Origin of the sequence: Pseudomonas sp. HMSC08G10, assembly GCF_001808425.1 — a bacterium.
GTDB classification, from domain to species: domain Bacteria; phylum Pseudomonadota; class Gammaproteobacteria; order Pseudomonadales; family Pseudomonadaceae; genus Aquipseudomonas; species Aquipseudomonas guariconensis.
Window position 1 is genome coordinate 1 of record NZ_KV793297.1, and the last position, 20,357, is coordinate 20,357.

A 20,357-nucleotide genomic window follows, 5' to 3' on the forward strand; every position below is an offset into this window, starting at 1 on the left:
ATCTGCGTGAGCAGGTAGGGGTTTTGTCTTTTAGGTCTCTGAAATAAACGCCTATACAAATCGCGTCGCTGCCCTGGCTCCGTCAGCCACGCGCCAGCTCTGCCAGGTGTGCGGTCGCCTCTTCACTCTTGAGGACCAACACGTCCCCTTCCAAGGCGTCGAGAACCACTTCCGAAGTATTGCCAATCAAAGCACCGGAAATGCCTGTGCGGGCCACAGTACCCATAACGGTCACCACCGCATCGAGCTGTTTTTCGGTGTAAGGAATAAGAACGTCTGCCGGGCCTTCGGCAATGTGCAAGTGATCATCAGAAATACCGAATTCGGCCTGAAAGGCCGTGCAGGCTTCGCGATATTGCTGCTCGATGGTTTCGGAGAGCTGGTAAGTCGGGTCAGACGCCGAAAGCATGGGAGAAGGGTGGGCGGTGATGACGTGCAGGTCACCCTTGGCCAGGCCGGCAATCGCATAGCCATGGTCGATGATGCTGGCATGTAGACGCCTGTGGTCTTCATCGTTGTTGCCTACATCCACAGCGGCAAGAATCGCGCCTCCCGTCCAGGGCCGCTCGTTCTTCACCATTAGGACTGCACAGGGGCAATAGCGCAGAAGTTTCCAATCGCTAGGGGTCAGCAGTGCCTTGCGCAGTGGATTGTCTGGCCGGTGCTCCTTGATGACCAGTTCGCAACCTTCGGCCTGCTGCACCTCGATGATGGATTCATGCAGGCTTTCATGCCAGGTCTGTTCATGGGTGATGTTGTCATACCCGTCATCGTGTAGCTGACTGCTCAGCAGGCTGAGTAGGGCACTGTGGTCCTGGCGCTTGTCACACATTAGCAAGTGCAGGCGTGCGCCTGTCACCCCGGCGATGAGCTTGGCGCGTGTCAAGGCGCGACTGTGGGCGTGTTCGGGGTCCAGGACGACGAGTATGCTGCGGACGGCTTGCATGGGCATTAACTCCCTTGGTAGGTGGCGGCCAGTGGCTGACTATAGTCAGCATCCCGCGCAGTGCCGCTTGATATGTATCAGCATAGTCGCTGGCGATCAGCGCCACCGCCGGTATAATCGCCAATCCTGCCGTTGGCCTGTCGTTGTGAGCTTATGTCCCTGATTCCTGAAATCGATGCCTTCCTGGGCTGTCCTACCCCCGACGCTTGGATCGAAGCGGCGCTCGCCGACCAGGAAACCTTGTTGATCGATCACAAAAACTGCGAGTTCAAGGCCGCCAGTACCGCGCTGAGCCTGATCGCCAAGTACAACACCCATCTTGACCTGATCAACATGATGTCGCGCCTGGCCCGTGAGGAGTTGGTGCATCATGAGCAAGTCCTGCGCCTGATGAAGCGTCGTGGTGTTCCGTTGCGACCGGTGTCGGCGGGGCGTTATGCGTCCGGTCTGCGGCGCCTGGTGCGGGCTCACGAACCTGTCAAGCTGGTCGATACGCTGGTGGTTGGTGCTTTCATCGAGGCCCGCAGTTGCGAGCGTTTCGCAGCGTTGGTACCGCACCTGGACGAAGAGCTCGGGGCCTTCTATCACGGCCTGCTCAAGAGCGAAGCGCGCCATTACCAAGGCTACCTCAAGTTGGCCCACCAATATGGTGAGGCCACTGACATCGCTCGGGTCGTAGAGCAGGTGCGTGAAGCCGAGGCGGAACTGATCAGTTCGCCAGATCAGGAACTGCGCTTCCACAGCGGTATCCCAATGGCCATGGCGGCCTGAGCGGTCCGGTGATCGGGCGAGTCAGCGTCGCTGGCCCAACACAAGGCCGATCACCAGCCCCACACCCGCAGAGATTGCCACCGTCTGCCATGGGTGTCCGCCCATATAGTGCTCGGCAGCTTCTATCGCAGGCTGTGCCTTGCCTCGCAGGGTATCCGCGGCCTGGCGTGCTTGGCGCAGCTTGAGGGCGACCTGTGCCCGTAAGGTATCGGCCTCGTCCCCCACCAGCGCAGCACTGTCTTGGAGCAGACGCTCCGATTCTTCGATCAAGGCCTGCAGTTCGCTGAAAACCTGGTCCTTGATTTGTTCGTTGTCGCTGTGCGCGGCGATTTTCCTGGCCATGAATGTGTCCTCGATCGTAGGGGGTTGAGCAATGGATGCCGCGCCGTGCGGAAAGTTGCCGCGGCGTAACGGTTGCTCGCCGCTACAGTGTAAGATAGCGGCCATTTTCAAGCGGTAGGTAATCCCATGAGTTTCAATCTGGCCAACAGAAGCTTCGAGGAACGGGCACAGATCGAGGCAGAGAAGTCCCGGCTGTTCGAACATTGGCAGAACAACCTCGGCAAGGCTAAGGGCGAGGCTGCGCGGTTGATCGGTGAGAAGCCGCGGCGCAAGAGCAAATGGGCGGAATGGGTTCGCGCCGAACTCGATGGCATGTCGCCCCCTGAGTTCGCCAACATGGTGCGCAGCGAAGTCAACAAGATGATGGCCGCGGCCAGCAGCAATCGCTGATCCACACCGCCTACGCGATCACCAGGTCGCGCTACCGACAGTGGGCAGGTCGAGCTTGCCCTTGTCGGTGAAGCGCACGGTCCCTAAGGGGCCGCCAGCCATCTTGCCCTGCAGCACGTAGGGCAACCCTTGCAGTGAGCCCAGCCTTCCCAAACCATAGGCTTGGCGCACCATCGCAAAGGCCGTGACGCTCATGGGCACGACGATGACCGCTTCGTCGTAGCGGCCAATGTGCCCCTTCTGATCGCTGACCCCGGCAGCCAGGGGCTGGCCGTTGACCTCAAGCTTGAGCGCAATGCCGTTGAAATCGACAGGCGCCTCGTTGGGATTTTGCACACGGATTTTCACTGCCATGCGCATTTCAAGCTCCGCGGACGGCAGTGGTTCGATCCCGACGACGCTGATGTTCAATGGATCACGCGCCTGGAACAGGGCGCAGGCATTGAGGGTGAAGGCCAACAGGGCAATCAGCCAGAATCGGAGGCGGCGAGTGGTCATGGCAATGGCCTTGGCGTAACGATCAAGCCCGCAGTGTGGCAAAAGGGTGCAGGCGTTGAAAGACCCTCTGTACAGAGTCCTCCGAAAGACTCAGGCGAAGGCCTCCCGCAGGTCTTCGGCAAAGGCTTGCTGCGCCTCACCCGGTGCTTGGGCACGATGCCGGGCGAGGGTAAAGGGCACGCTGAAATCCAGGCCCGGATCCAACGCCCGTAGCAGCCCGCGCGTCTCCCAGGACGCGGCGCAATGGAGGGGCAGGTAGCCGATGTGGCGCCCCGAAAGGATGAAGGTCAAGGCACTGTCGATCTGCTCGGCCAAGGCAGAGCTGCGTCGGCTCTGGAAGGGCTCACCCGCTTTGAGGAAGCGGTAGGGGTGGCGGACCTGGTCAGCTTCGAGCAACTCCTCCCCCGACACCTGCATAACCGAAAACAACGGGTGTCCCTGGCCGCAATACAGCCGTTGGGTTTCGTTGAACAGCGGCTGGTAATCGAACGCAGCCTGGCTACCGGAGAAGTAGCTGATGGCGTAGTCCAGGCGCTGCTCGAGAAGCAGCCGCTCGAGCTCAGCCGGCGGCGCGCTGATCAACTCCAGTTGCACCGACTCCTCGCGTTGGCGAAAGCGTGCGATGGCATTGGCCAGACGAAGCGTGACGCTGGCGTCCTGGTTCTCGGCCATGCCGATGCGTACCGACCCCAGCAGCCGTCCGCCCACACCATTGGCCTGCTGACGGAACTGCTCGATCTGGACCAGTAACTCCCGGGTAGCCTTGAGCAGCAACTCGCCTTTTTCGGTCAGGCGAAATCCACCCTTGCCACGCCTGCACAGGCGGTATCCCAGGCGGGTTTCGAGGCGCCCCATCTGCTGACTGATGCTGGGCTGACTCAGGCCCAGCACGCCTTGAGCGGCACTGAAGCCGCCGGCCTCGACTACAGTGACGAACAGCCTCAGCAGGTGCAGGTCCGGGTCGTGCAGTTGTCCGAGCATTACATCACTCCTGGTGAATGTCAGCTTTGCAAACTTGCGATTTTTTCAATGTAACCCGGCTGGCATGCTGACGGCATCCACTCATTTGCCGAGGTGTTCGCCATGCGTCGATCGCTGTGTCTGCTGTCCCTGGTCCTGGCTTTGCCGCTCCAGGCCGAAGAGAAGGTCGTCAACCTCTACAGCTGGGCCGACTACGTCGCGGAGTCGACGCTCAAGCGATTCGAGCAGCAGACCGGTTACAAGGTGCGCTATGACACCTTCGACACGCCCGAAGTACTGGAGACCAAACTGCTCACCGGCGGTAGCGGCTATGACGTGGTGGTGCCTTCATCCACGGTGCTGGCCAGGGCCCTCAAGGCCAATGCGTTGCAGCCCTTGCAGGCCCAAGAAATGCCCGGGTACAGCAACCTCGACCCGGATATGCTGGCCAAGCTGGCCGAGACCGATCCCGGCAATCGCTATGCGGTGCCCTACACCTGGGGCACCCTGGGGTTGGGTGTGAATGTCGAGGCGGTGCGAGAACGTCTGGGGGACGTACCGCTGGACAGCCTTGATCTGCTGTTCAAACCCGAATACGCCAGTCGCCTCAAAGGCTGTGGCATCGCCTTGCCCGACTCGCCTCAGGAAGTGATCGGCGTAACGCTCAATTACCTGGGCAAAGACCCATACAGCCAGAGCAAGGCCGATCTGGATGCCGCTCAGGCTTTGCTACGTCAGTTGCAGCCCTCGGTGAGCTACGTGGCCAACGGCCGGCAGATCAATGACCTGGCCAACGGCAGCGTATGCCTGGCGTTGACCTACAACGGCGATGCGGCGATGGCTGCTGACCAGGCGCGTCGTGCCGGCAAGGCCTTCGAAGTGATCTACCGCATCCCGCGCGAGGGGACGTTGGTCTGGCAGGATAATTTGGTCATCCCCAAGGACGCCCCGCACCCGGAGGCTGCTCGCGCCTTCATCGCCTTCATGCTGCGTCCTGAATCCGTGGCCGAACTGACCAACACGCTGTTCTTTGCCAATGCCAACCAGGCTGCCACGCCACTGGTGGACGATGCCGTGCGCAACGACCCGGACATCTACCCATCCGCCGAGGTCCGCCAGCGCTTGTATGGCGACCGCGGCATGGCGCTGTCCGACTTGCGCCAGCGCAATCGGATGTGGACTGCGTTTCGCAGCCGTCAGTAACGAATAACGACAACCAGGAGCTCGACCGTGGAACACGCCCACAACAATGACCAGGCCATGACCCGCGATAGCCTCTACGGTACCGCTGCAGAAAGCACCTACGCTGGCATTACCAGTTTCTCTCGGCGCCGCTATAGCCGTGACCTGCGCGGCGTCGATGTGGTGGTCAGCGGTGTGCCGTTCGATACCGCCACCAGCAACCGTCCCGGGGCCCGCTTCGGACCGCGGGCCATCCGCGCCGCCTCGGTGCAGCAGGCCTGGGCCAGACATTGGCCGTGGACGTTCGACCCCTTCGATCATCTGGCGGTGATCGACTATGGCGATTGCGCTTTCGACAGTGGTACACCCGAGTCGGTCCCGGCCAGCATCGAGGCCCATGCCAGGCAGATCCTCGACGCTGGGTGCGCCATGTTGACCCTCGGGGGCGATCATTTCATCAGTTATCCACTGCTCAAGGCCCATGCCGAGCGCCACGGAGCTTTGGCGCTGATCCACTTCGACGCGCACAGCGATACCTGGCCGGACGAGGAGGGCAAGCGTATCGATCATGGCACCATGTTCTGGCACGCAGCCCGTGAGGGGCTGGTAGACCCCTCCTGTTCTGTGCAGATCGGTTTGCGCACCACTAATGACGACACACAGGGTTTTGCCATTGTCGACGCGCGCCAGGTGCACCGTCAGGGCACCGAGGCTGTGATCGCGGCGATCCGCCAGCGCGTGGGAGATCGACCGGTGTATCTCACGTTCGACATCGACTGCCTCGATCCTGCGTTCGCACCTGGCACGGGTACGCCGGTCTGTGGCGGCCTGAGCACGGTGCAGGCGCTGGAGATCCTGGGCGGGCTGCGCGGCATCAACTTGGTGGGGATGGACATGGTGGAAGTGGCGCCGGCCTATGACCACGCCGACATCACCGCCCTGGCTGGCGCCACGCTGGCCATGGAGATGCTTTGCCTGTATGCCGCTCGGCACAAGGTCGACGCCAAGGTTTGAGAACCTCGATCAAGGCCGCTCGCGCCATTGAGCGATGAGTGGTCCTTGTGTCGCGAAAGCCCAGCAGGGCAATCCCTTGGGCTCATACTGAAACATCAGGAAACCTCTCTCCCTGGATTCGCACTTTTGCTGCGAACCTGTCGCGTCTTAGGCTATCCAACGCTTTAGCGCGCGGTTGCGTATAGGAGGTGGAGCATGAATCCCACGATATCCGCTCTGGTTATCGGCCTTTCGCTGAGCCTGCCGCTGTCGGCCGCACCGTTCCCCGAACCGTTGCTCATTGCCGCCGACCGCAACAATCCCTACAACAGCCCGATCCAGCGCGCCAACCCCAATAGTCGCCAAGGCAGCATGCAGGCCACACCTCCGGTCCGCGGGCCGTCCACTCAGCCGATCATCCGGCCTCCAACGCTGGACAACCGTGGCATAGGCAATGGCGATAACCTGCGGCGCGAGCAGCAAAGCCCGAACCTGGAACCTACTCGGCCGCCGCGTGATAACCAACGCGCGCCTTGAGCCCCACTGGAAGGAACCGAGCATGACCCGTAGAACCTGGCTGGCCACCTTCGCCCTGATACCCCTGTTGGCCCAAGCGGCTCCTGAACAGCGCTTGCCCAGCGAGGAGGGGCAACTGACGGTCAGCACGATTGCCGAAGGTTTGCGCAACCCCTGGGCCTTGGCCTTTTTGCCAGGCGGCCAGGGAATGCTGGTGACCGAGCGCCCCGGCAACCTGCGGGTGGTCAGTGCCGAGGGCAAGGTCGGTCCGCCACTGAGCGGTGTGCCTGTGGTCTGGGCCCAGGGGCAAGGCGGACTGCTTGATGTGGTGCTGTCCCCCGGGTTCACCAAGGACCGCACGATATACCTCTCCTATGCCGAGCAAGGCGCCGACGGCAAGGCCGGTACCGCGGTCGGTCGTGGCCAGCTGTCCCAGGATCTCGCCCGGTTGGAGCATTTCACAGTGATCTTCCGCCAGCAGCCGAAGCTCTCTGAAGGCATCCACTTCGGCTCACGCCTGGTATTCGACCGTGACGGTTATCTCTTTATCGCGTTGGGTGAGAACAACCAGCGTGCCACCGCTCAGGACCTGGATAAACTCCAAGGGAAGATCGTGCGTATCCTCCCGGATGGCGAAATTCCCAAGGACAACCCTTTCGTCGGTCAGGCCAACGTGCGCCCCGAAATTTGGTCCTTTGGCCATCGCAACCAGCAGGGCGCCGCGCTTAACCCTTGGACTGGCAAGCTCTGGACTCACGAGCACGGGCCCCGGGGCGGTGACGAGATCAACATTCCTGAGCCCGGCAAGAACTACGGCTGGCCTATCGCGACCCATGGAATCAACTACTCGCTGTTACCGATCCCCGAAGCCAAGGGCCAGCACGTGGAGGGCACCCAGCCTCCCCACCATGTCTGGGAAAAGTCGCCCGCCATCAGCGGCATGGCGTTCTATGACAGCCCGACCTTCAAGGCCTGGGACCACAACCTGTTCATCGGTGCCCTGGCTACGCAGGAGCTGATTCGCTTGCAGCTCAAGGGTGACAAGATCGTGCATGAGGAGCGCCTGCTGGGTGAGCTCAAGGCGCGCATCCGAGACGTGCGGATCGGGCCGGATGGTTATCTATATGTGTTGACCGATGCGAAGGACGGGGCGCTGCTCAGGGTGGGATTGAGCGAAGACTGACGGGCGTTTGCCCCCAGCAAGCCCGAATGCGTAGGATGCGTTCTTTTACCGAGCGTCAGGGCATGTCCTTCGATCCGCAAACCCTTTATCGCCAAGCTATCGACGAGCATGGGTTCGTCCATGACGGCGCCCAGGCGCTGGCAGTGGACGCGCTCCAGGCGTGTTTCGAGGCGCTGCGATTGGGCAAGCCCACTTTGGGCGTGTACCTTTGGGGCCCGGTCGGGCGAGGCAAGACCTGGCTGATGGATCAGTTCCACCGCAGTCTGCAGGTCCCGTCCCGACGCCAGCATTTCCACCACTTCATGGCCTGGGTGCACCAGCGGCTGTTCCAGCTCAATGGCACCCGTGACCCCTTGCAGGCCTTGGCCAAGGCCCTGGCGACCGAGATCCGCGTGTTGTGCTTCGATGAGCTGTTCGTCAGTGACATCGGCGACGCAATCATCCTGGGGCGCCTGTTTCAGACCCTGTTCGACCAGGGGGTGACGATCGTCGCCACCTCAAACCAGCCGCCGGAGCAGCTCTACCGAGACGGTTTCAACCGTGAGCGCTTCTTGCCGGCGATCGCCGCCATCGGGCGGCACATGCGTGTGCTGAACGTGGCGGGCGAGCAGGACCATCGCCTGCATCCAGGCGCCCTTCGACAACGCTATTGGGTCGCTGAACCCGGGCGGCCCACGGCCCTGGGGGCTGTGTTCGATCAACTGAGCCAGGACGGGCCTGCCACTGACCAGCCGTTGTCGATCGGTTCGCGGCAAATCCGCGTGATTCGTCGCAGTGAACAGGCGATCTGGTGCCATTTCAGCGAGGTGTGCGAGCAACCCTTGTCGGCGCTGGAGTTCATGGGGCTGTGCGACCGCTTTTCGGCGATTCTAGTCCAAGGCATCCCGGCATTGGGCGGTGCCCAGCGGGCGGGACGCATTGCACGTGGCACCGAAGATGGGGCCCAGCGAGTGGTGGCCGGAGACCGCGACTTGCCGACGCTGGCACCCAAGGATGACAGCGTGCGTCGCTTCATCGCCCTGGTCGACGAATGCTACGACCGTCGGGTCGCCTTGTACCTGGAAGCCGAAGTCCCGCTCGAAGCGCTCTACACTCAAGGGTATCTGGCGTTCCCGTACCAGCGGACCCTGAGCCGGCTACGGGAGATGCAACTGCAACGCTTCGCCTGAAGGAGTCGACCATGGAGCCGCTGTCGCATCATCTGCTGACCCAGGCCTACAACAATGGCTGGGCTAACCACCGCCTATACAAGGCATGCCTGCAACTGACCCAGGACGAGTTCGTCGCCCCTCGTTGCAGCTTCTTTCCTTCGATCAAGGCCACGCTCAACCACCTCCTGACGGTGGACTGGTTCTACCTGCATGCGCTGGAGTGCGAACAGCGCGGGGAGGCACCGGACCCGGACGGCGAGCGATTTTTCGAGCCCGAGCAGCCTTTTGCCACCTGTGCAGACCTGCATGCCGAGCAGGCCCAGGCCGACCACCGGCTGATTGCCTATTGCCAGCTTCTGCGCGATGACCAATTGCAACGTTACGTGAGCATCGTGCGTCCGGATCGCCTGCAGCGTGAGCAACGCCTGCGCTTGCTGTCGCACCTGTTCGAGCATCAGATCCATCATCGTGGCCAGGTGCACGCCATGCTCAGTGATACGACGGTGCGTCCGCCTCAGCTGGACGAGTTCTTCTGTGAAGAGGAGGCTTGCCTTCGGGCCGATGACTTCGCCGAGCTGGGATGGACCGAGGCGTTGGTCTGGGGACGCTCGTAAGGGCGGCAGGCCTCGTGCGAGACTGCTCTTGCAAGGCTCAACGTCGGACTACGGTCAGCGTCCGTGCATCCAGCCCAGGGTGATCATCGCCAGTACCAGGTAGCGCCCGCCCTTGGCCAAGGTCACCAGCAGCACGAAGCGCCAGAACGGTTCACGCATGATGCCGGCGATCAAGGTCAATGGGTCGCCGATCACCGGCATCCAGCTCAGCAGCAGCGACCATTGTCCCCAGCGGTGATAACGCTGCTGGGCGCGCTCCAGCTGTTGGGCACTGAAGGGGAACCAACGTCGATCGCGCAGGTGCTCGATGGCCCGCCCCAACAGCCAGTTGACGATCGAGCCCAGCACGTTGCCGAGGGTGGCCACCAGCAGCAACGTCACCCAGGCTTCGGGTTGGCGCAGCAGCAACCCCACCAGCACCGCCTCCGATTGCAGCGGCAGCAAGGTGGCGGCACCGAAGGCGCTGAGAAACAGCGCCCAGAGACTGAGCATCAATAGTTGGCCAGCACTTCGTCCTTGCCTTCCTGGGTCAGGCCGATGACCTGGTAGGCGTCCTTGTGGTCACCCATCTCCATGCCGGGCGAGCCCATGGGCATGCCCGGGACGGCGATGCCCTTGAGGTCATTACGCTTGGCGAGCAGGCGGATCTGTTCGGCCGGCACATGACCTTCGACGAACTTGCCGTTGATCACTCCGGTATGGCAGGACGCAAGACGTGGGGCTACGCCCAGGCGCTGCTTGACCTCGCTCATGTTTGGCTCGACGTGATCGTTGACCGTGAAGCCATTTTCCCGCAGGTGGCTGATCCATTCCTTGCAGCAGCCGCAATTGGGGTCGCGGTAGACGTCGATGGTCTCGGCGGCCTGGGCCAGGCCGGCAATCGCCAGAAGGCCGAGGGAGAACAGGTGTTTGCGCAGCATGGTGATAGTCCTCTAGATACGCAGGCAGATACTGGCGTCTGGATGGGCCGCTTGCATGTCCGCGATGTGCTGGGACACGCGCGAACAGCGTGGTCTGGAAGGGCGGCCCGTAACCCTGAATTGACCCGCAGCATAGCGTAACCGGCCTTCTGGCGCAGCGCAGTCGGTTGCCACCTGTACCGGCGGCCTGCACGATGTTCGCCTTCGCCAGCTGTCAGCGGCCTGAACGCAGCATTACAGATCTGTCAGGCGCTTGTGCTCCAATTCCAGGTCGCGCATCAGCAATCCGTATTCCAGAGAGACTTGTTCGGGAATGGGCAGGTAAACCACATGGCCATCGCCTGGCGCCACCTGGATGGTCTGTTGATGGCGGTCGCGCAGGTGATTCAGGTCGAAGTGATAGTTGCCCCGCGGGGTCATCAGTTCCAGGTGATCGCCCACGGCGAAACGGTTCTTCACCTTGACCTCGGCCAGACCCTCCACCCGTGCGCCGGTCAGTTCGCCCACGAACTGCTGGCGCTCGGAGACCGAGTTGCCGCGTTGATAGTTCTGGTACTCATCGTGCACATGGCGTCGCAGGAAGCCTTCGGTGTAGCCCCGTTGGGCGAGGGACTCCAGATTGCCCATCAAGCCGCGATCGAAGGGCCGTCCGGCCACGGCATCGTCGATGGCCTGACGGTAGGACTGGACGGCGCGGGCGCAGTAGAAGTGCGACTTGGTCCGGCCTTCGATCTTCAGCGAATGCACACCCATTCGGGTGAGCCGCTCCACGTGCTGGATGGCGCGCAGGTCCTTGGCATTCATGATGTAGGTGCCATGTTCGTCTTCGAAGGCTGGCATTTCTTCGCCTGGGCGGTTGCTTTCCTGAAGCAGGAACGCCTGCTCGGTCGGCGCGCCGATGCCCAGGGTCGGCTCGACCTGCTGGACGATTTCACCGGTAGCGTTCTCTGTGGCCGGGGTGGCTTGGTATTTCCAGCGGCAGGCATTGGTGCAGGTGCCCTGGTTGGCGTCTCGACGGTTCAGGTAGCCAGACAGCAGGCAGCGACCGGAGTAGGCCATGCACAGGGCGCCGTGGACGAACACTTCCAGCTCCATGTCGGGCACGTGCTGGCGGATTTCCTCGATCTCTTCGAGCGACAACTCGCGCGAGAGAATCACCCGGCTAAGGCCGAGCTGCTTCCAGAACTCGACACTGGCCCAATTCACCGTGTTGGCCTGCACCGAGAGGTGGATCGGCATCTGCGGGAAGTGCTGGCGAACCAGCATGATCAAGCCCGGGTCGGACATGATCAGGGCGTCGGGCGCCATCTCGATGACCGGGGCGAGGTCCTTGATGAAGGTCTTGAGCTTGGCATTGTGCGGCGCAATGTTGACCACCACGTAGAAGCGCTTGCCCAAGGCATGCGCCTCGCGGATACCCAGCGCCAGGTTGGCGTGGTCGAACTCGTTGTTGCGCACGCGCAGGCTGTAGCGCGGCTGGCCAGCATAGACCGCATCGGCACCGTAGGCGAAGGCGTAGCGCAGGGTCTTGAGGGTGCCGGCGGGAGCCAGCAGTTCGGGCTTGGCGGGAGGGGTCATGTGCGCACCGGGGCAAAGGCGCGGATGCTAAAGCCAGCACGTCGATGCGACATTGATCTGGATCAACGGCACTTTTGCCCAAGCGGCGGGCACTAAAGGGATGACCCCCGCGAGAAAACTCCATGAACCAGACCGCACTGCAGAACAAGGCCCTGACTGTCCTCCTGGCGTTGGTGACCATCGCCTTCCTGTGGATCTTGCTGCCGTTCTACGGTGCGGTGTTCTGGGCGGTGATCCTTGCCATCCTGTTCTCCCCGTTGCAGCGTGACCTGATGCTGCGCTTGGGGGGACGGCGCAACCTGGCGGCAGCCTTGACGTTGCTGGTGTGCCTGCTGATCGCCATCTTGCCGGTGATCATCATTGGTACCTTGCTGGTGCAGGAGGGCGCTAGCCTGTATCAGCGCATCGAGAAGGGCGAGCTGGATATCGCCGGTCATCTGGAAGGTTTCAAGTCATTGTTGCCGGCCTTCGTCCAGAACGCCTTGGAGCGCCTGGGCATGGGCGATCTGGAAGGGCTGCGGGACAAGATCACCAAGTGGGCCACGCAAGGCAGCCAGTTCCTGGCGGGCCAGGCGTTCAGCTTTGGTCAGGGTACGTTCGATTTTCTGGTGAGCTTCGGCATCATGCTGTACCTGTTGTTTTTCTTCCTGCGAGAAGGCGGCGAGCTAGCGCGCAAGGTACGGCTGGCCGTGCCGCTTCCCGAGCAGCAAAAGCGTCGCCTGCAATTGAAGTTCAGCCGTGTGGTACGTGCCACGGTCAAGGGCAATCTGCTGGTGGCCATTACCCAGGGGGCGCTGGGTGGTCTTATCTTCTGGGTGCTGGGCATTCCCAGTGCGTTGGTCTGGGGCGTATTGATGGCGTTTCTGTCGTTGTTGCCAGCGGTGGGGGCGGGCATCGTCTGGGCGCCGGTGGCGGTCTATTTCCTGGCCACCGGCGCAATACTGCCAGGGGTGGTATTGATCGCTTTTGGTGTGCTGGTGATTGGTCTGGTGGACAACCTGCTGCGGCCGATCCTGGTGGGCAAGGACACCAAGATGCCCGACTACCTGATTCTGATTTCCACCCTGGGCGGCCTGGCGGTGTTCGGCCTCAACGGATTCGTCATCGGCCCGCTGATCGCCGCGCTGTTCATGTCCAGCTGGGCGATCTTCACCAGTCGGTTGCAGGTACAGTTGCCGTCATGACCTTTCAGAGAAAGCTGTAGGACACGCCGGCGTAGACACCAAAGCCTTCGCCCGGCGTGGAGCGTGGGTTGTCCTTGCCCTGATCGTCATACCCAGGCGTCACCGTGGCGGCATAGCGTTTGTTGGTCAGGTTGCGCAGGTCCAGCCAGGTCTGCCAGTCCTGCTTCGGAGAGTTCCAGCCCAGGCGGGCGCCGAGGAGGGTGTAGGCATCGGCGTGGTAGCTGTTGGCGTAGTCGACCTGGACTTTGGACGCCATTTGGGTGTTGAGGCCAGCGTAGAAGCCGCTTGGCCAGTCGTAGCGCACCTCGGCCTGGTAATAGTGCATCGGGATGCCTGGCAGGCGGTTGTCGCCGAAGGTATCGTCGTCCCGGTAGTGGAAGTCGCTGAAGGTATAGGCCTGGCGCAGGGATACCCTGCCGATGCCGGCCTGTTCCCAGAGCGTGCTGTCCAGGCTAGCCTCGACGCCTTGGTGTACGGTGGGGCTGGCGTTGAATTCCTTGGGCAGGGCGCCTTGCACGATTTCAACGGCCAGCAGTTCATGACGTACTTGCGAGTAGTACCAGGCCAGGTCCCAACGCCCCAGTTGCGAATCGCCACGTGCACCCAGTTCCAGCGTGGTGGCGGTCTGGTTTTGCATTTCGATCGGTTGGGTAGGGACTGTCGAGCTCCAGATCAGCGACCAAGGGTGTGGAGGTTCCACGGAGCGGCTCAGGTTGCCATACACCTGCACTTGTGGACTGATGTCATACCGCAAGCCCAGACGAGGCGCGTAGTCCCAGTCATGCTGGCTGACCTTGCCGCCATCCTGCGGGTAGGTCACATCGCTTTCGCGGCGGGTATAGATCATTGCCAGGCCGGTGGTCAGCCACAGGTCAGGCATGAGTTCTAGGTCGTTGCCGACATGCAGTACGGTGTCCGAGCCCTGGTAGCTGAAGTCCCGAGTACGAGGGCCGAAGACATCGCCAGTGCGCACGAACTGCGAGGCGCCGCTGTTGGGCAAGTGTTTGGTGGTGCGCCAACCGATGGTGGTGTTGCTCTGATGCCCGAACAGGGTGTCGCGGCGCACATAGTTGAGGGTCCCGCTGACATCGGTGTAGGCGACCTTAAGGCGCATGGGGCCTTCGCGCAGGTCCATCGGGTAGTCGTGGTAGACCAGTCCCGCTTCCAGGCGAGCGTCATCCTCCAAGTAGAAAGTGGTCTTGTTGGCGACCCAAGTGCTACCCGGCTGCGGACGACTGTCGTCTCGGGCCAAGTAGGCTGGATTGGCAGCACGTGGATCATGCTTGACCTGTTCTTTGGTCAGGCGTCCAGCCAGGTCGTTCTCTGTTTCGCGGTAGCGCAGGTAGAAGCGTGTTTCCAGGTTGGGATTGAAGCGATAGCCGACGTTGGCGGCGAAACCCTTGGCGCTGCCGCTGCTGTGTTCCTGATAGCCATCGTATTCGGCGTCGGTCAAGGCCACGTAGTAATCTAGATCACCCAATACCTGTCCGGAGCTCACGTGCCGATGGGCGTATCCGCGACTGCCCACTTCATAGCGCACTTGAGCAGGCGCAGCGTCGTAGCCGGTATGGGTCACATAGTTGATCGCGCCGCCGAGGGCCAATGCCCCCCGGTCGAAGCCATTGGCGCCACGCAGCACTTCGGCACGGCTCAGCCACAGGGGTTCGAACAGCTCGTAGGGCGTGCCCCCTGGGCCCGTCAACGGCAGGCCGTCGAACATCGTGTAGACACCAGAACCATGGGCACCGGGTGCGCGATTGATGCCTGAGCCGCGGATCGAAAGTTTGATGCCATCGTTGCCGGACGACTGGGCGAAGACACCAGGCTGATAGGCCAGCACGTCCTGATTGGTGGCGACGCGCCCTTGCTCGACACGTTGCATGTCGATGAGGTTGGTAGCCCCTGGGACCTCCCGTAGGCGCTGCGCGACAGACTCCAACTCACTTTGCTGCTGGCCTTCGATCACGACCTGCTCCAGCTCCAAAGGCACAGCGGCCATTGTCGAATTGCCGGTAGCAACGACCCATAGGCCGACAGCGCAAGGGAAAGGTGAAACGGGACGCATCGTACAACTCCGGGCAGTAGGGCGGGTAACAGGTGTCAGACGTACGCAAAATCCTTCAGAGCACGTCGCTTTTATGGGGAAAAAGTGCCCCTCTGCATGTAGGACGTTTTGTGTAGAGCGTCTATCTACAACCCTGGGCGCTGGAATCAAGCGGCGACGGCTTCGTAAGGTTCAAGCACATCAAACGTAAATGCCTTTGGGCTCTTATGACCGTAGGAGAGTGCCTCATGAACCTGCAACGCCAACTGGTACCTGACGTCGACGCCGATCAGCCCATCCACCTTACCCCCAGAGAACGGGAAGTGCTGCTGTGGTGCGCCTACGGCAAGACCTCCTGGGAAATCGGCCAGATCGTGGGCTGCAAGGAGTCAACGGTCAATTTCCATGTCAGCAATATCTTGCGCAAGTTCGCCGTGAACACCCGGGTAGCGGCGGTGATCAAGGCGATACGTTACGGCATGCTGAACAATCAGTGAGTGGAGGGCGAGCCGTGAGTCGGGATTCTTACGCCCCATTTGAGTGCCGGCCCAAGCGCTATCTGGTCTACCACGATCCGTTCTGGCCGCGGATAGAGCTTGGACGGTTGCGTGAGCGACTGGGGTTGTCATCGGAGGTCAGCGATACGCGATTGGAGCTCGCCGCCAGGGGCTCGATGGAGGTTGCAGCGCGAGAGTTCGCTGATTGGCGCCGTTGCCTGCGCGAGCGTGGCTATCGGCGGCTGATCGATGTCGACGGTCATGAGCAGGGGCGGGCACTTTCGATTTGCTATCTGCGTCTGGTGGAGGCCCGGACCCGCTGGAGCCTGGCCCAACAGGTCAGGGAAACGACGGTGAGCGGTGCCGGTAGCGAAGCGCTGGGGGGTCAATGCTTGACAGGGCGATGGGTCAATTCTTCGAGACGACGTTCCAGCTGAGAGATGCGCAACTTGTCCTCGATGGTCGCGCGGATGGCTTGCAGATCCAGTGCCGACAGGGCCCGCAACTGATCGAGCAGATCCGCCTCCCAAGCAGAGGGATGCCCTTGAGGGAGGGATGCGCTGGATGTTCGGTTTTGTTGCCCGTCCCCTAGAAGCAGCCAGTCGAGGGACACCCCTTGTTTCTGCGCCAACTCCATGCACAACGCGTAAGGAATACTCCCGCGTATCTTCCAACTGCTCAAGGTTTGCGGGCTGATACTCAATGCTTTGGCAAGTTCGGCATCGGTTCTGGCGCCGGTGAGGTCCTTCATTCGATGCAATATCGCAGACAGGGAAAGTGTACTCATTATGAATACCAAAAAAGGACTGTGTATGAGATCTGTAGGCAAAAATATGCGATAAGAATATATTGGGGGCACCAAACAAATCGGTAACGGTATGAATGATGATCGCAGCGAAAATGCCTACATTTGCTCAGCTATATACCTACAACAACAATCAATCAAGCTTATGGACAAATCTCAGGCAAAAGATAGTCAGGCAGGACGCTTGGTTCGGCTATCGCAGGACGGAGAAAGTACTCAATACGAGTAAATGTTTCTGCAAGCCCATGAGCCGAACCCATCTGGATGGATGGGTGAAGCTCCACTCAGCGTCGGATGGTAAGTAACATGAATTTATCGAGAAGTCTTAAATCGGTGGGGGCGGACACTGACAGTGATCGTCACGGTGTCTTACACGCGGCGAGGGTACCCAAAAGGAGGTGCCTGTGAGCAGCTACAAATTGGTATGCCCTCATTGCACCGGCAAAATGCGGATTCGCACCAGTGAAGGGCGTCATATCTTCCTCCGTATCGCCTACCTGCAATGCGTCAACGAGGCCTGCGGCTGGTCGGTGCGTGCCCAGTTCGAGATGACCCATGAACTCTCCCCCAGCGGTATGCCAAATCCAGATGTCCACCTGCCGAGCGCCTATGGTGAGTTGCGGCGCGCCGCCCACAACCCGGGCTGTACACGCAAGCCGGCGCGTAATGGCAAAAATACACCAAGCACAGCATGACACCCGCCTTCGCCTACATGGAGCAGAAAACAAAACACCCCGCATGTGCGGGGTGTTTTGTTTTTGCAGATTGATCAGCCGATCAATTGCAGGCCGGCTTGTTGGACCAGTTCCAACAGAGGCTGTGGGTACACGCCCAGGACGAAGGCGAGGATAGCGATGGCCAGCAGCATGACGCCGCCAGTGCGCTGTTCCCACTTCAGCGGAGCGTCGTGGCGACGCAGGTTTGGCTCTACCAAGTACAGGGTGACCATGACGCGCAGGTAGTAGTACACGCCGATGGCGCTACCGATTACCAAGGCACCGACCAGCCACCACAGGTGCGACTCGACGCCAGTGGCGATGATGTAGAACTTGCCGATGAAGCCTGCGGTCAGCGGGATACCTGCCAACGACAGCATCATGACGGTCAGTACCGCGGTCAGGTACGGACGGCGCCAGAACAGGCCGCGATATTCGTACAGGGCATCGGCATCGCGACCGGCATAGGGCGAAGACATCAAGGTGATCACGCCGAAGGCGCCCAGGCTGGTGATGACGTAGGTCACCAGGTAAACACCCATGGCCTCCAGGGCCAGGCCCTTGCTGGCGACCAGAGCGATGACCAGGTAGCCAAAGTGGGCGATGGACGAGTAACCGAGCAGACGCTTGAGGTTGCTCTGGGTCAGCGCCAGCAGGTTGCCGATCAGGATCGAGGCGACAGCGATCACGGCCAGTACGGTGCTCAGCACACCGCTGCTGGCGGCAGGGGAGAGCATGAACAGGCGAACGACCACGGCGAATACCGCGACCTTGCTGGCAGTGGCCAGGAACGCGGCGACCGGCGCCGGAGCACCTTCGTACACGTCCGGGGTCCACAAGTGGAACGGTACCAGCGACAGCTTGAAGGCCAGGCCTACCAGCATCATGCCAAGGCCCAGTTGGGCCAGCAGGCTCGGCATGCTGGTGGCAGCCAGTGCCTTGCCGATCTGGTCGAAGGTCAGGCTGCCGGCATCGGCGTACAGCAGGGCCATGCCGAATAGCAGGAAGGCAGAGCCTGCCGCCGAAAGCACCATGTACTTGATACCGGCTTCCAGCGAACGCTTGTTGAAGAATGCATACGCCACCAGGCCATAGACCGGTACCGACAGCAGTTCCAGGCCAATGAACAGGCCAGCCAGGTGGTTGGCGCTGACCAGCACCAGGCCGCCCAGGGCGGACATCAGCAGCAGCAGGTACAGTTCTTCACGGTTGCCCGGGTAGCCCTTGGACCCTTCGCCCAAGTAGGCATGGGCGAGGGTGACGCAGGCCAGCGTTGCCACCAGGATGATCGCCATGTACAGGCAGGCGAACTTGTCGATGGTCACCAGCGAGGTGACCGCCAGCGGCGCGACCTTCAGCGCCGGCAGGATCGACAGCAGGGCCAGGTTCAGGCCCACGGTGGACAGCAGGAAGGTCTGCGAGTGATTGCGCTTCCAGGCGATCGCCAGCATCACCACCACCGTCGTGACGGTGGTGATGAGCATCGGCGCCAATGCGATGAAGTGTTGAGTGGTGAATTCCATAGCGCTCTTACCGGGCCGAAGCGAGTTGAGTGAAAGCGGAACCGATCCACTGCTGCACACCGCTCATGGTGGCGGCAGAGGTGTCCAGGAACGGCTGCGGGTACACGCCGAGCAGGATCAGCAGGCCGGCCAGGCCCAGGACCATGACCAGTTCGCGACCGTCCATGCCGGCCAGTACGGTGTCGGACTTGGCCGGACCGAAGTAGGCGCGGTGGATCATGATCAGCGAGTAGACCGAGCCAAAGACCAGGCCAGTGGTGGCGATCACGGTGATCCAGGGTACATGGACGAAGCTGCCGATCAGGATCAGGAACTCACCGACGAAGTTGCCGGTACCTGGCAGGCCCAGGGAGGCAGCGGCGAAGAACAGGCTGATGGCAGGAAGATAGGCGATGCGGTGCCACAGGCCGCCCATTTCGCGCATGTCACGGGTATGCATGCGCTCGTACAGCTGGCCGGCCAGGATGAACAGCGCCGCGGCCGACAGACCGTGGGCCAGCATTTGGATCACTGCGCCCTGCAGGGCTTGCTGGCTGCCGGAATAGATGCCGATCAGCACGAAGCCCATGTGCGAGACGCTGGAAAAAGCCACCAGGCGCTTGATGTCGGTTTGCGCGAAGGCCAGGAAGGCCCCGTAGAAGATACCGATCAGGCCCAGGGTCATGGCGATTGGCGCGAACTCGGCCGAAGCGTTCGGGAACAACGGCAGGGCGAAGCGCAGCAGGCCGTAGGCCGCGGTCTTCAGCAAGATACCGGCCAGGTCCACGGAGCCTGCGGTCGGTGCCTGGGCGTGAGCGTCAGGCAGCCAGGAGTGGAACGGCACCACCGGCAGCTTCACGGCGAAGGCGATGAAGAAGCCCAGCATCAGCAGGTATTCGGTACCGGCTGGCAGTTCGGCCTTGAGCAGGTCGCTGTAGTTGAAGGTAATGACGCCGGTGCTGTTGTAGTTCACCAGTACCAGGCCAAGGATCGCCACCAGCATGATCAGGCCGCTGGCCTGGGTGAAGATGAAGAACTTGGTGGCGGCGTAGATCCGGGTCTTCTTGCCGTCGGCGGAGCTGTGACCCCAGAGCGCGATGAGGAAGTACATCGGCACCAGCATCATTTCCCAGAAGAAGAAGAACAGGAACAAGTCCAGGGCCAGGAACACACCGACCACACCGCCCAGGATCCACATCAGGTTGAGGTGGAAGAAGCCGACGTGGCGCTGGATCTCTTTCCAGGAGCACAGGACCGAAAGCACACCCAGCAGGCCGGTGAGCAGGATCATCAGCAGCGACAGGCCATCGAGGGCCAGGTGAATGCTGATGCCGAAGCGCTTGATCCACTCGACTTTGTATTCGAGGGTCCAGGCCGGTTCCGCGCCCGGGGCAGGGGCCAGGGTGTAGTCGCCGTTAGCCCACAGCCACAGGCCGATGCCAAGCAGCAGGGACATGGTCAGCAGCGCGATCCAGCGGGGCAGGGTGGCGCCGAAGCGCTCACCCAGCCAGCACAGGAGGCCGCCGATGAAGGGGATCAGGATCAGCCAAGGCAGAATCATGACG

Annotated in this window: 23 protein-coding genes; 12 read left to right on the forward strand and 11 right to left on the reverse strand. The window is 61.5% G+C overall.

Annotation, left to right across the window (positions count from 1 at the left end):
- Nucleotides 1-82: 82 nt before the first annotated feature.
- Nucleotides 83-946, reverse strand: coding sequence for a universal stress protein (locus HMPREF3173_RS05370; protein WP_070571824.1), 864 nt, complete (start codon nt 944-946; stop codon nt 83-85).
- Nucleotides 947-1,099: 153 nt separating this feature from the next.
- On the opposite strand from HMPREF3173_RS05370, the gene HMPREF3173_RS05375 reads away from it, so the two are divergent.
- A complete protein-coding gene (locus HMPREF3173_RS05375; protein ID WP_070571825.1) occupies nt 1,100-1,717 on the forward strand; it encodes a MiaE family protein in 618 nt (205 codons plus the stop codon).
- 21 nt (nt 1,718-1,738) lie between these two features.
- On the opposite strand, the gene HMPREF3173_RS05380 is transcribed toward HMPREF3173_RS05375, so the two are convergent.
- On the reverse strand, nt 1,739-2,059 hold the full coding sequence (locus HMPREF3173_RS05380; protein ID WP_070571826.1) for an ElaB/YgaM/YqjD family protein: 321 nt from the start codon (nt 2,057-2,059) through the stop codon (nt 1,739-1,741).
- Nucleotides 2,060-2,185: 126 nt separating this feature from the next.
- Between HMPREF3173_RS05380 and HMPREF3173_RS05385 the strand changes: the two genes are divergently transcribed.
- Nucleotides 2,186-2,449: a hypothetical protein gene (locus tag HMPREF3173_RS05385; protein WP_070571827.1), complete on the forward strand. Its 264-nt coding sequence runs from the start codon at nt 2,186-2,188 to the stop codon at nt 2,447-2,449.
- Between the two features lie 18 nt (nt 2,450-2,467).
- Here the strand turns inward: HMPREF3173_RS05385 and HMPREF3173_RS05390 are convergent, their stop codons facing one another.
- Both HMPREF3173_RS05390 and HMPREF3173_RS05395 read right to left on the reverse strand, forming a co-directional pair.
- Nucleotides 2,468-2,947, reverse strand: a complete 480-nt coding sequence (locus HMPREF3173_RS05390) for an LEA/WHy family protein (protein ID WP_043209101.1) — start codon at nt 2,945-2,947, stop codon at nt 2,468-2,470.
- Between the two features lie 90 nt (nt 2,948-3,037).
- Entirely contained in the window at nt 3,038-3,928 is an 891-nt protein-coding gene (locus HMPREF3173_RS05395) for a LysR family transcriptional regulator (protein WP_070571828.1), read from the reverse strand.
- Nucleotides 3,929-4,030: 102 nt separating this feature from the next.
- On the opposite strand from HMPREF3173_RS05395, the gene HMPREF3173_RS05400 reads away from it, so the two are divergent.
- The 6 genes from HMPREF3173_RS05400 to HMPREF3173_RS05425 all read left to right on the forward strand — a co-directional run bounded on the left by HMPREF3173_RS05400 (nt 4,031) and on the right by HMPREF3173_RS05425 (nt 9,546).
- Nucleotides 4,031-5,110, forward strand: a complete 1,080-nt coding sequence (locus HMPREF3173_RS05400) for an extracellular solute-binding protein (RefSeq protein ID WP_070571829.1) — start codon at nt 4,031-4,033, stop codon at nt 5,108-5,110.
- Nucleotides 5,111-5,137: 27 nt separating this feature from the next.
- The gene (gene speB, locus HMPREF3173_RS05405; RefSeq protein WP_070571830.1) at nt 5,138-6,103 is read left to right on the forward strand and encodes an agmatinase; all 966 of its coding nucleotides are present in this window, start codon (nt 5,138-5,140) and stop codon (nt 6,101-6,103) included.
- Between the two features lie 195 nt (nt 6,104-6,298).
- A complete protein-coding gene (locus tag HMPREF3173_RS05410) occupies nt 6,299-6,619 on the forward strand; it encodes a hypothetical protein (protein WP_043209110.1) in 321 nt (106 codons plus the stop codon).
- A 22-nt stretch (nt 6,620-6,641) separates the two neighbouring features.
- Entirely contained in the window at nt 6,642-7,781 is a 1,140-nt protein-coding gene (locus tag HMPREF3173_RS05415) for a PQQ-dependent sugar dehydrogenase (RefSeq protein ID WP_070571831.1), read from the forward strand.
- A gap of 62 nt (nt 7,782-7,843) precedes the next feature.
- On the forward strand, nt 7,844-8,950 hold the full coding sequence (gene zapE, locus HMPREF3173_RS05420; RefSeq protein ID WP_043209116.1) for a cell division protein ZapE: 1,107 nt from the start codon (nt 7,844-7,846) through the stop codon (nt 8,948-8,950).
- 11 nt (nt 8,951-8,961) lie between these two features.
- On the forward strand, nt 8,962-9,546 hold the full coding sequence (locus HMPREF3173_RS05425) for a DinB family protein (RefSeq protein ID WP_043209118.1): 585 nt from the start codon (nt 8,962-8,964) through the stop codon (nt 9,544-9,546).
- Nucleotides 9,547-9,600: 54 nt separating this feature from the next.
- On the opposite strand, the gene HMPREF3173_RS05430 is transcribed toward HMPREF3173_RS05425, so the two are convergent.
- The 3 genes from HMPREF3173_RS05430 to yegQ form a co-directional block, all read right to left on the reverse strand.
- The gene (locus tag HMPREF3173_RS05430) at nt 9,601-10,038 is read right to left on the reverse strand and encodes a YqaA family protein (RefSeq protein WP_070571832.1); all 438 of its coding nucleotides are present in this window, start codon (nt 10,036-10,038) and stop codon (nt 9,601-9,603) included.
- A complete protein-coding gene (locus tag HMPREF3173_RS05435; RefSeq protein ID WP_043209122.1) occupies nt 10,038-10,466 on the reverse strand; it encodes a DUF411 domain-containing protein in 429 nt (142 codons plus the stop codon). Before HMPREF3173_RS05435 ends, HMPREF3173_RS05430 begins: the two co-directional genes overlap by 1 nt.
- Nucleotides 10,467-10,700: 234 nt before the next feature.
- Entirely contained in the window at nt 10,701-12,044 is a 1,344-nt protein-coding gene (gene yegQ, locus HMPREF3173_RS05440; RefSeq protein WP_070571833.1) for a prephenate-dependent tRNA uridine(34) hydroxylase TrhP, read from the reverse strand.
- Nucleotides 12,045-12,166: 122 nt separating this feature from the next.
- Here yegQ and HMPREF3173_RS05445 point away from each other — a divergent pair, with 122 nt between their 5' ends.
- Nucleotides 12,167-13,228 (forward strand): AI-2E family transporter, encoded by a 1,062-nt coding sequence (locus tag HMPREF3173_RS05445; protein WP_070571834.1) that lies wholly within the window; start codon nt 12,167-12,169, stop codon nt 13,226-13,228.
- 4 nt (nt 13,229-13,232) lie between these two features.
- On the opposite strand, the gene HMPREF3173_RS05450 is transcribed toward HMPREF3173_RS05445, so the two are convergent.
- Nucleotides 13,233-15,293: a TonB-dependent receptor family protein gene (locus HMPREF3173_RS05450; protein WP_070571835.1), complete on the reverse strand. Its 2,061-nt coding sequence runs from the start codon at nt 15,291-15,293 to the stop codon at nt 13,233-13,235.
- Between the two features lie 227 nt (nt 15,294-15,520).
- On the opposite strand from HMPREF3173_RS05450, the gene HMPREF3173_RS05455 reads away from it, so the two are divergent.
- Nucleotides 15,521-15,769, forward strand: a complete 249-nt coding sequence (locus HMPREF3173_RS05455) for a helix-turn-helix domain-containing protein (RefSeq protein WP_043209129.1) — start codon at nt 15,521-15,523, stop codon at nt 15,767-15,769.
- Between the two features lie 14 nt (nt 15,770-15,783).
- Nucleotides 15,784-16,206 (forward strand): head completion/stabilization protein, encoded by a 423-nt coding sequence (locus HMPREF3173_RS23805; RefSeq protein WP_083299940.1) that lies wholly within the window; start codon nt 15,784-15,786, stop codon nt 16,204-16,206.
- Here HMPREF3173_RS23805 and HMPREF3173_RS05460 read toward each other — a convergent pair.
- Nucleotides 16,155-16,556 (reverse strand): helix-turn-helix domain-containing protein, encoded by a 402-nt coding sequence (locus HMPREF3173_RS05460; protein WP_043209131.1) that lies wholly within the window; start codon nt 16,554-16,556, stop codon nt 16,155-16,157. The genes HMPREF3173_RS23805 and HMPREF3173_RS05460 overlap by 52 nt on opposite strands.
- A gap of 422 nt (nt 16,557-16,978) precedes the next feature.
- Between HMPREF3173_RS05460 and HMPREF3173_RS05465 the strand changes: the two genes are divergently transcribed.
- A complete protein-coding gene (locus tag HMPREF3173_RS05465) occupies nt 16,979-17,269 on the forward strand; it encodes an Ogr/Delta-like zinc finger protein (RefSeq protein WP_043209133.1) in 291 nt (96 codons plus the stop codon).
- A 74-nt stretch (nt 17,270-17,343) separates the two neighbouring features.
- On the opposite strand, the gene nuoN is transcribed toward HMPREF3173_RS05465, so the two are convergent.
- Entirely contained in the window at nt 17,344-18,813 is a 1,470-nt protein-coding gene (gene nuoN, locus HMPREF3173_RS05470; protein WP_043209136.1) for an NADH-quinone oxidoreductase subunit NuoN, read from the reverse strand.
- Nucleotides 18,814-18,820: 7 nt separating this feature from the next.
- Nucleotides 18,821-20,353: an NADH-quinone oxidoreductase subunit M gene (nuoM, locus tag HMPREF3173_RS05475; RefSeq protein ID WP_043209137.1), complete on the reverse strand. Its 1,533-nt coding sequence runs from the start codon at nt 20,351-20,353 to the stop codon at nt 18,821-18,823.
- Nucleotides 20,354-20,357 lie beyond the last annotated feature (4 nt).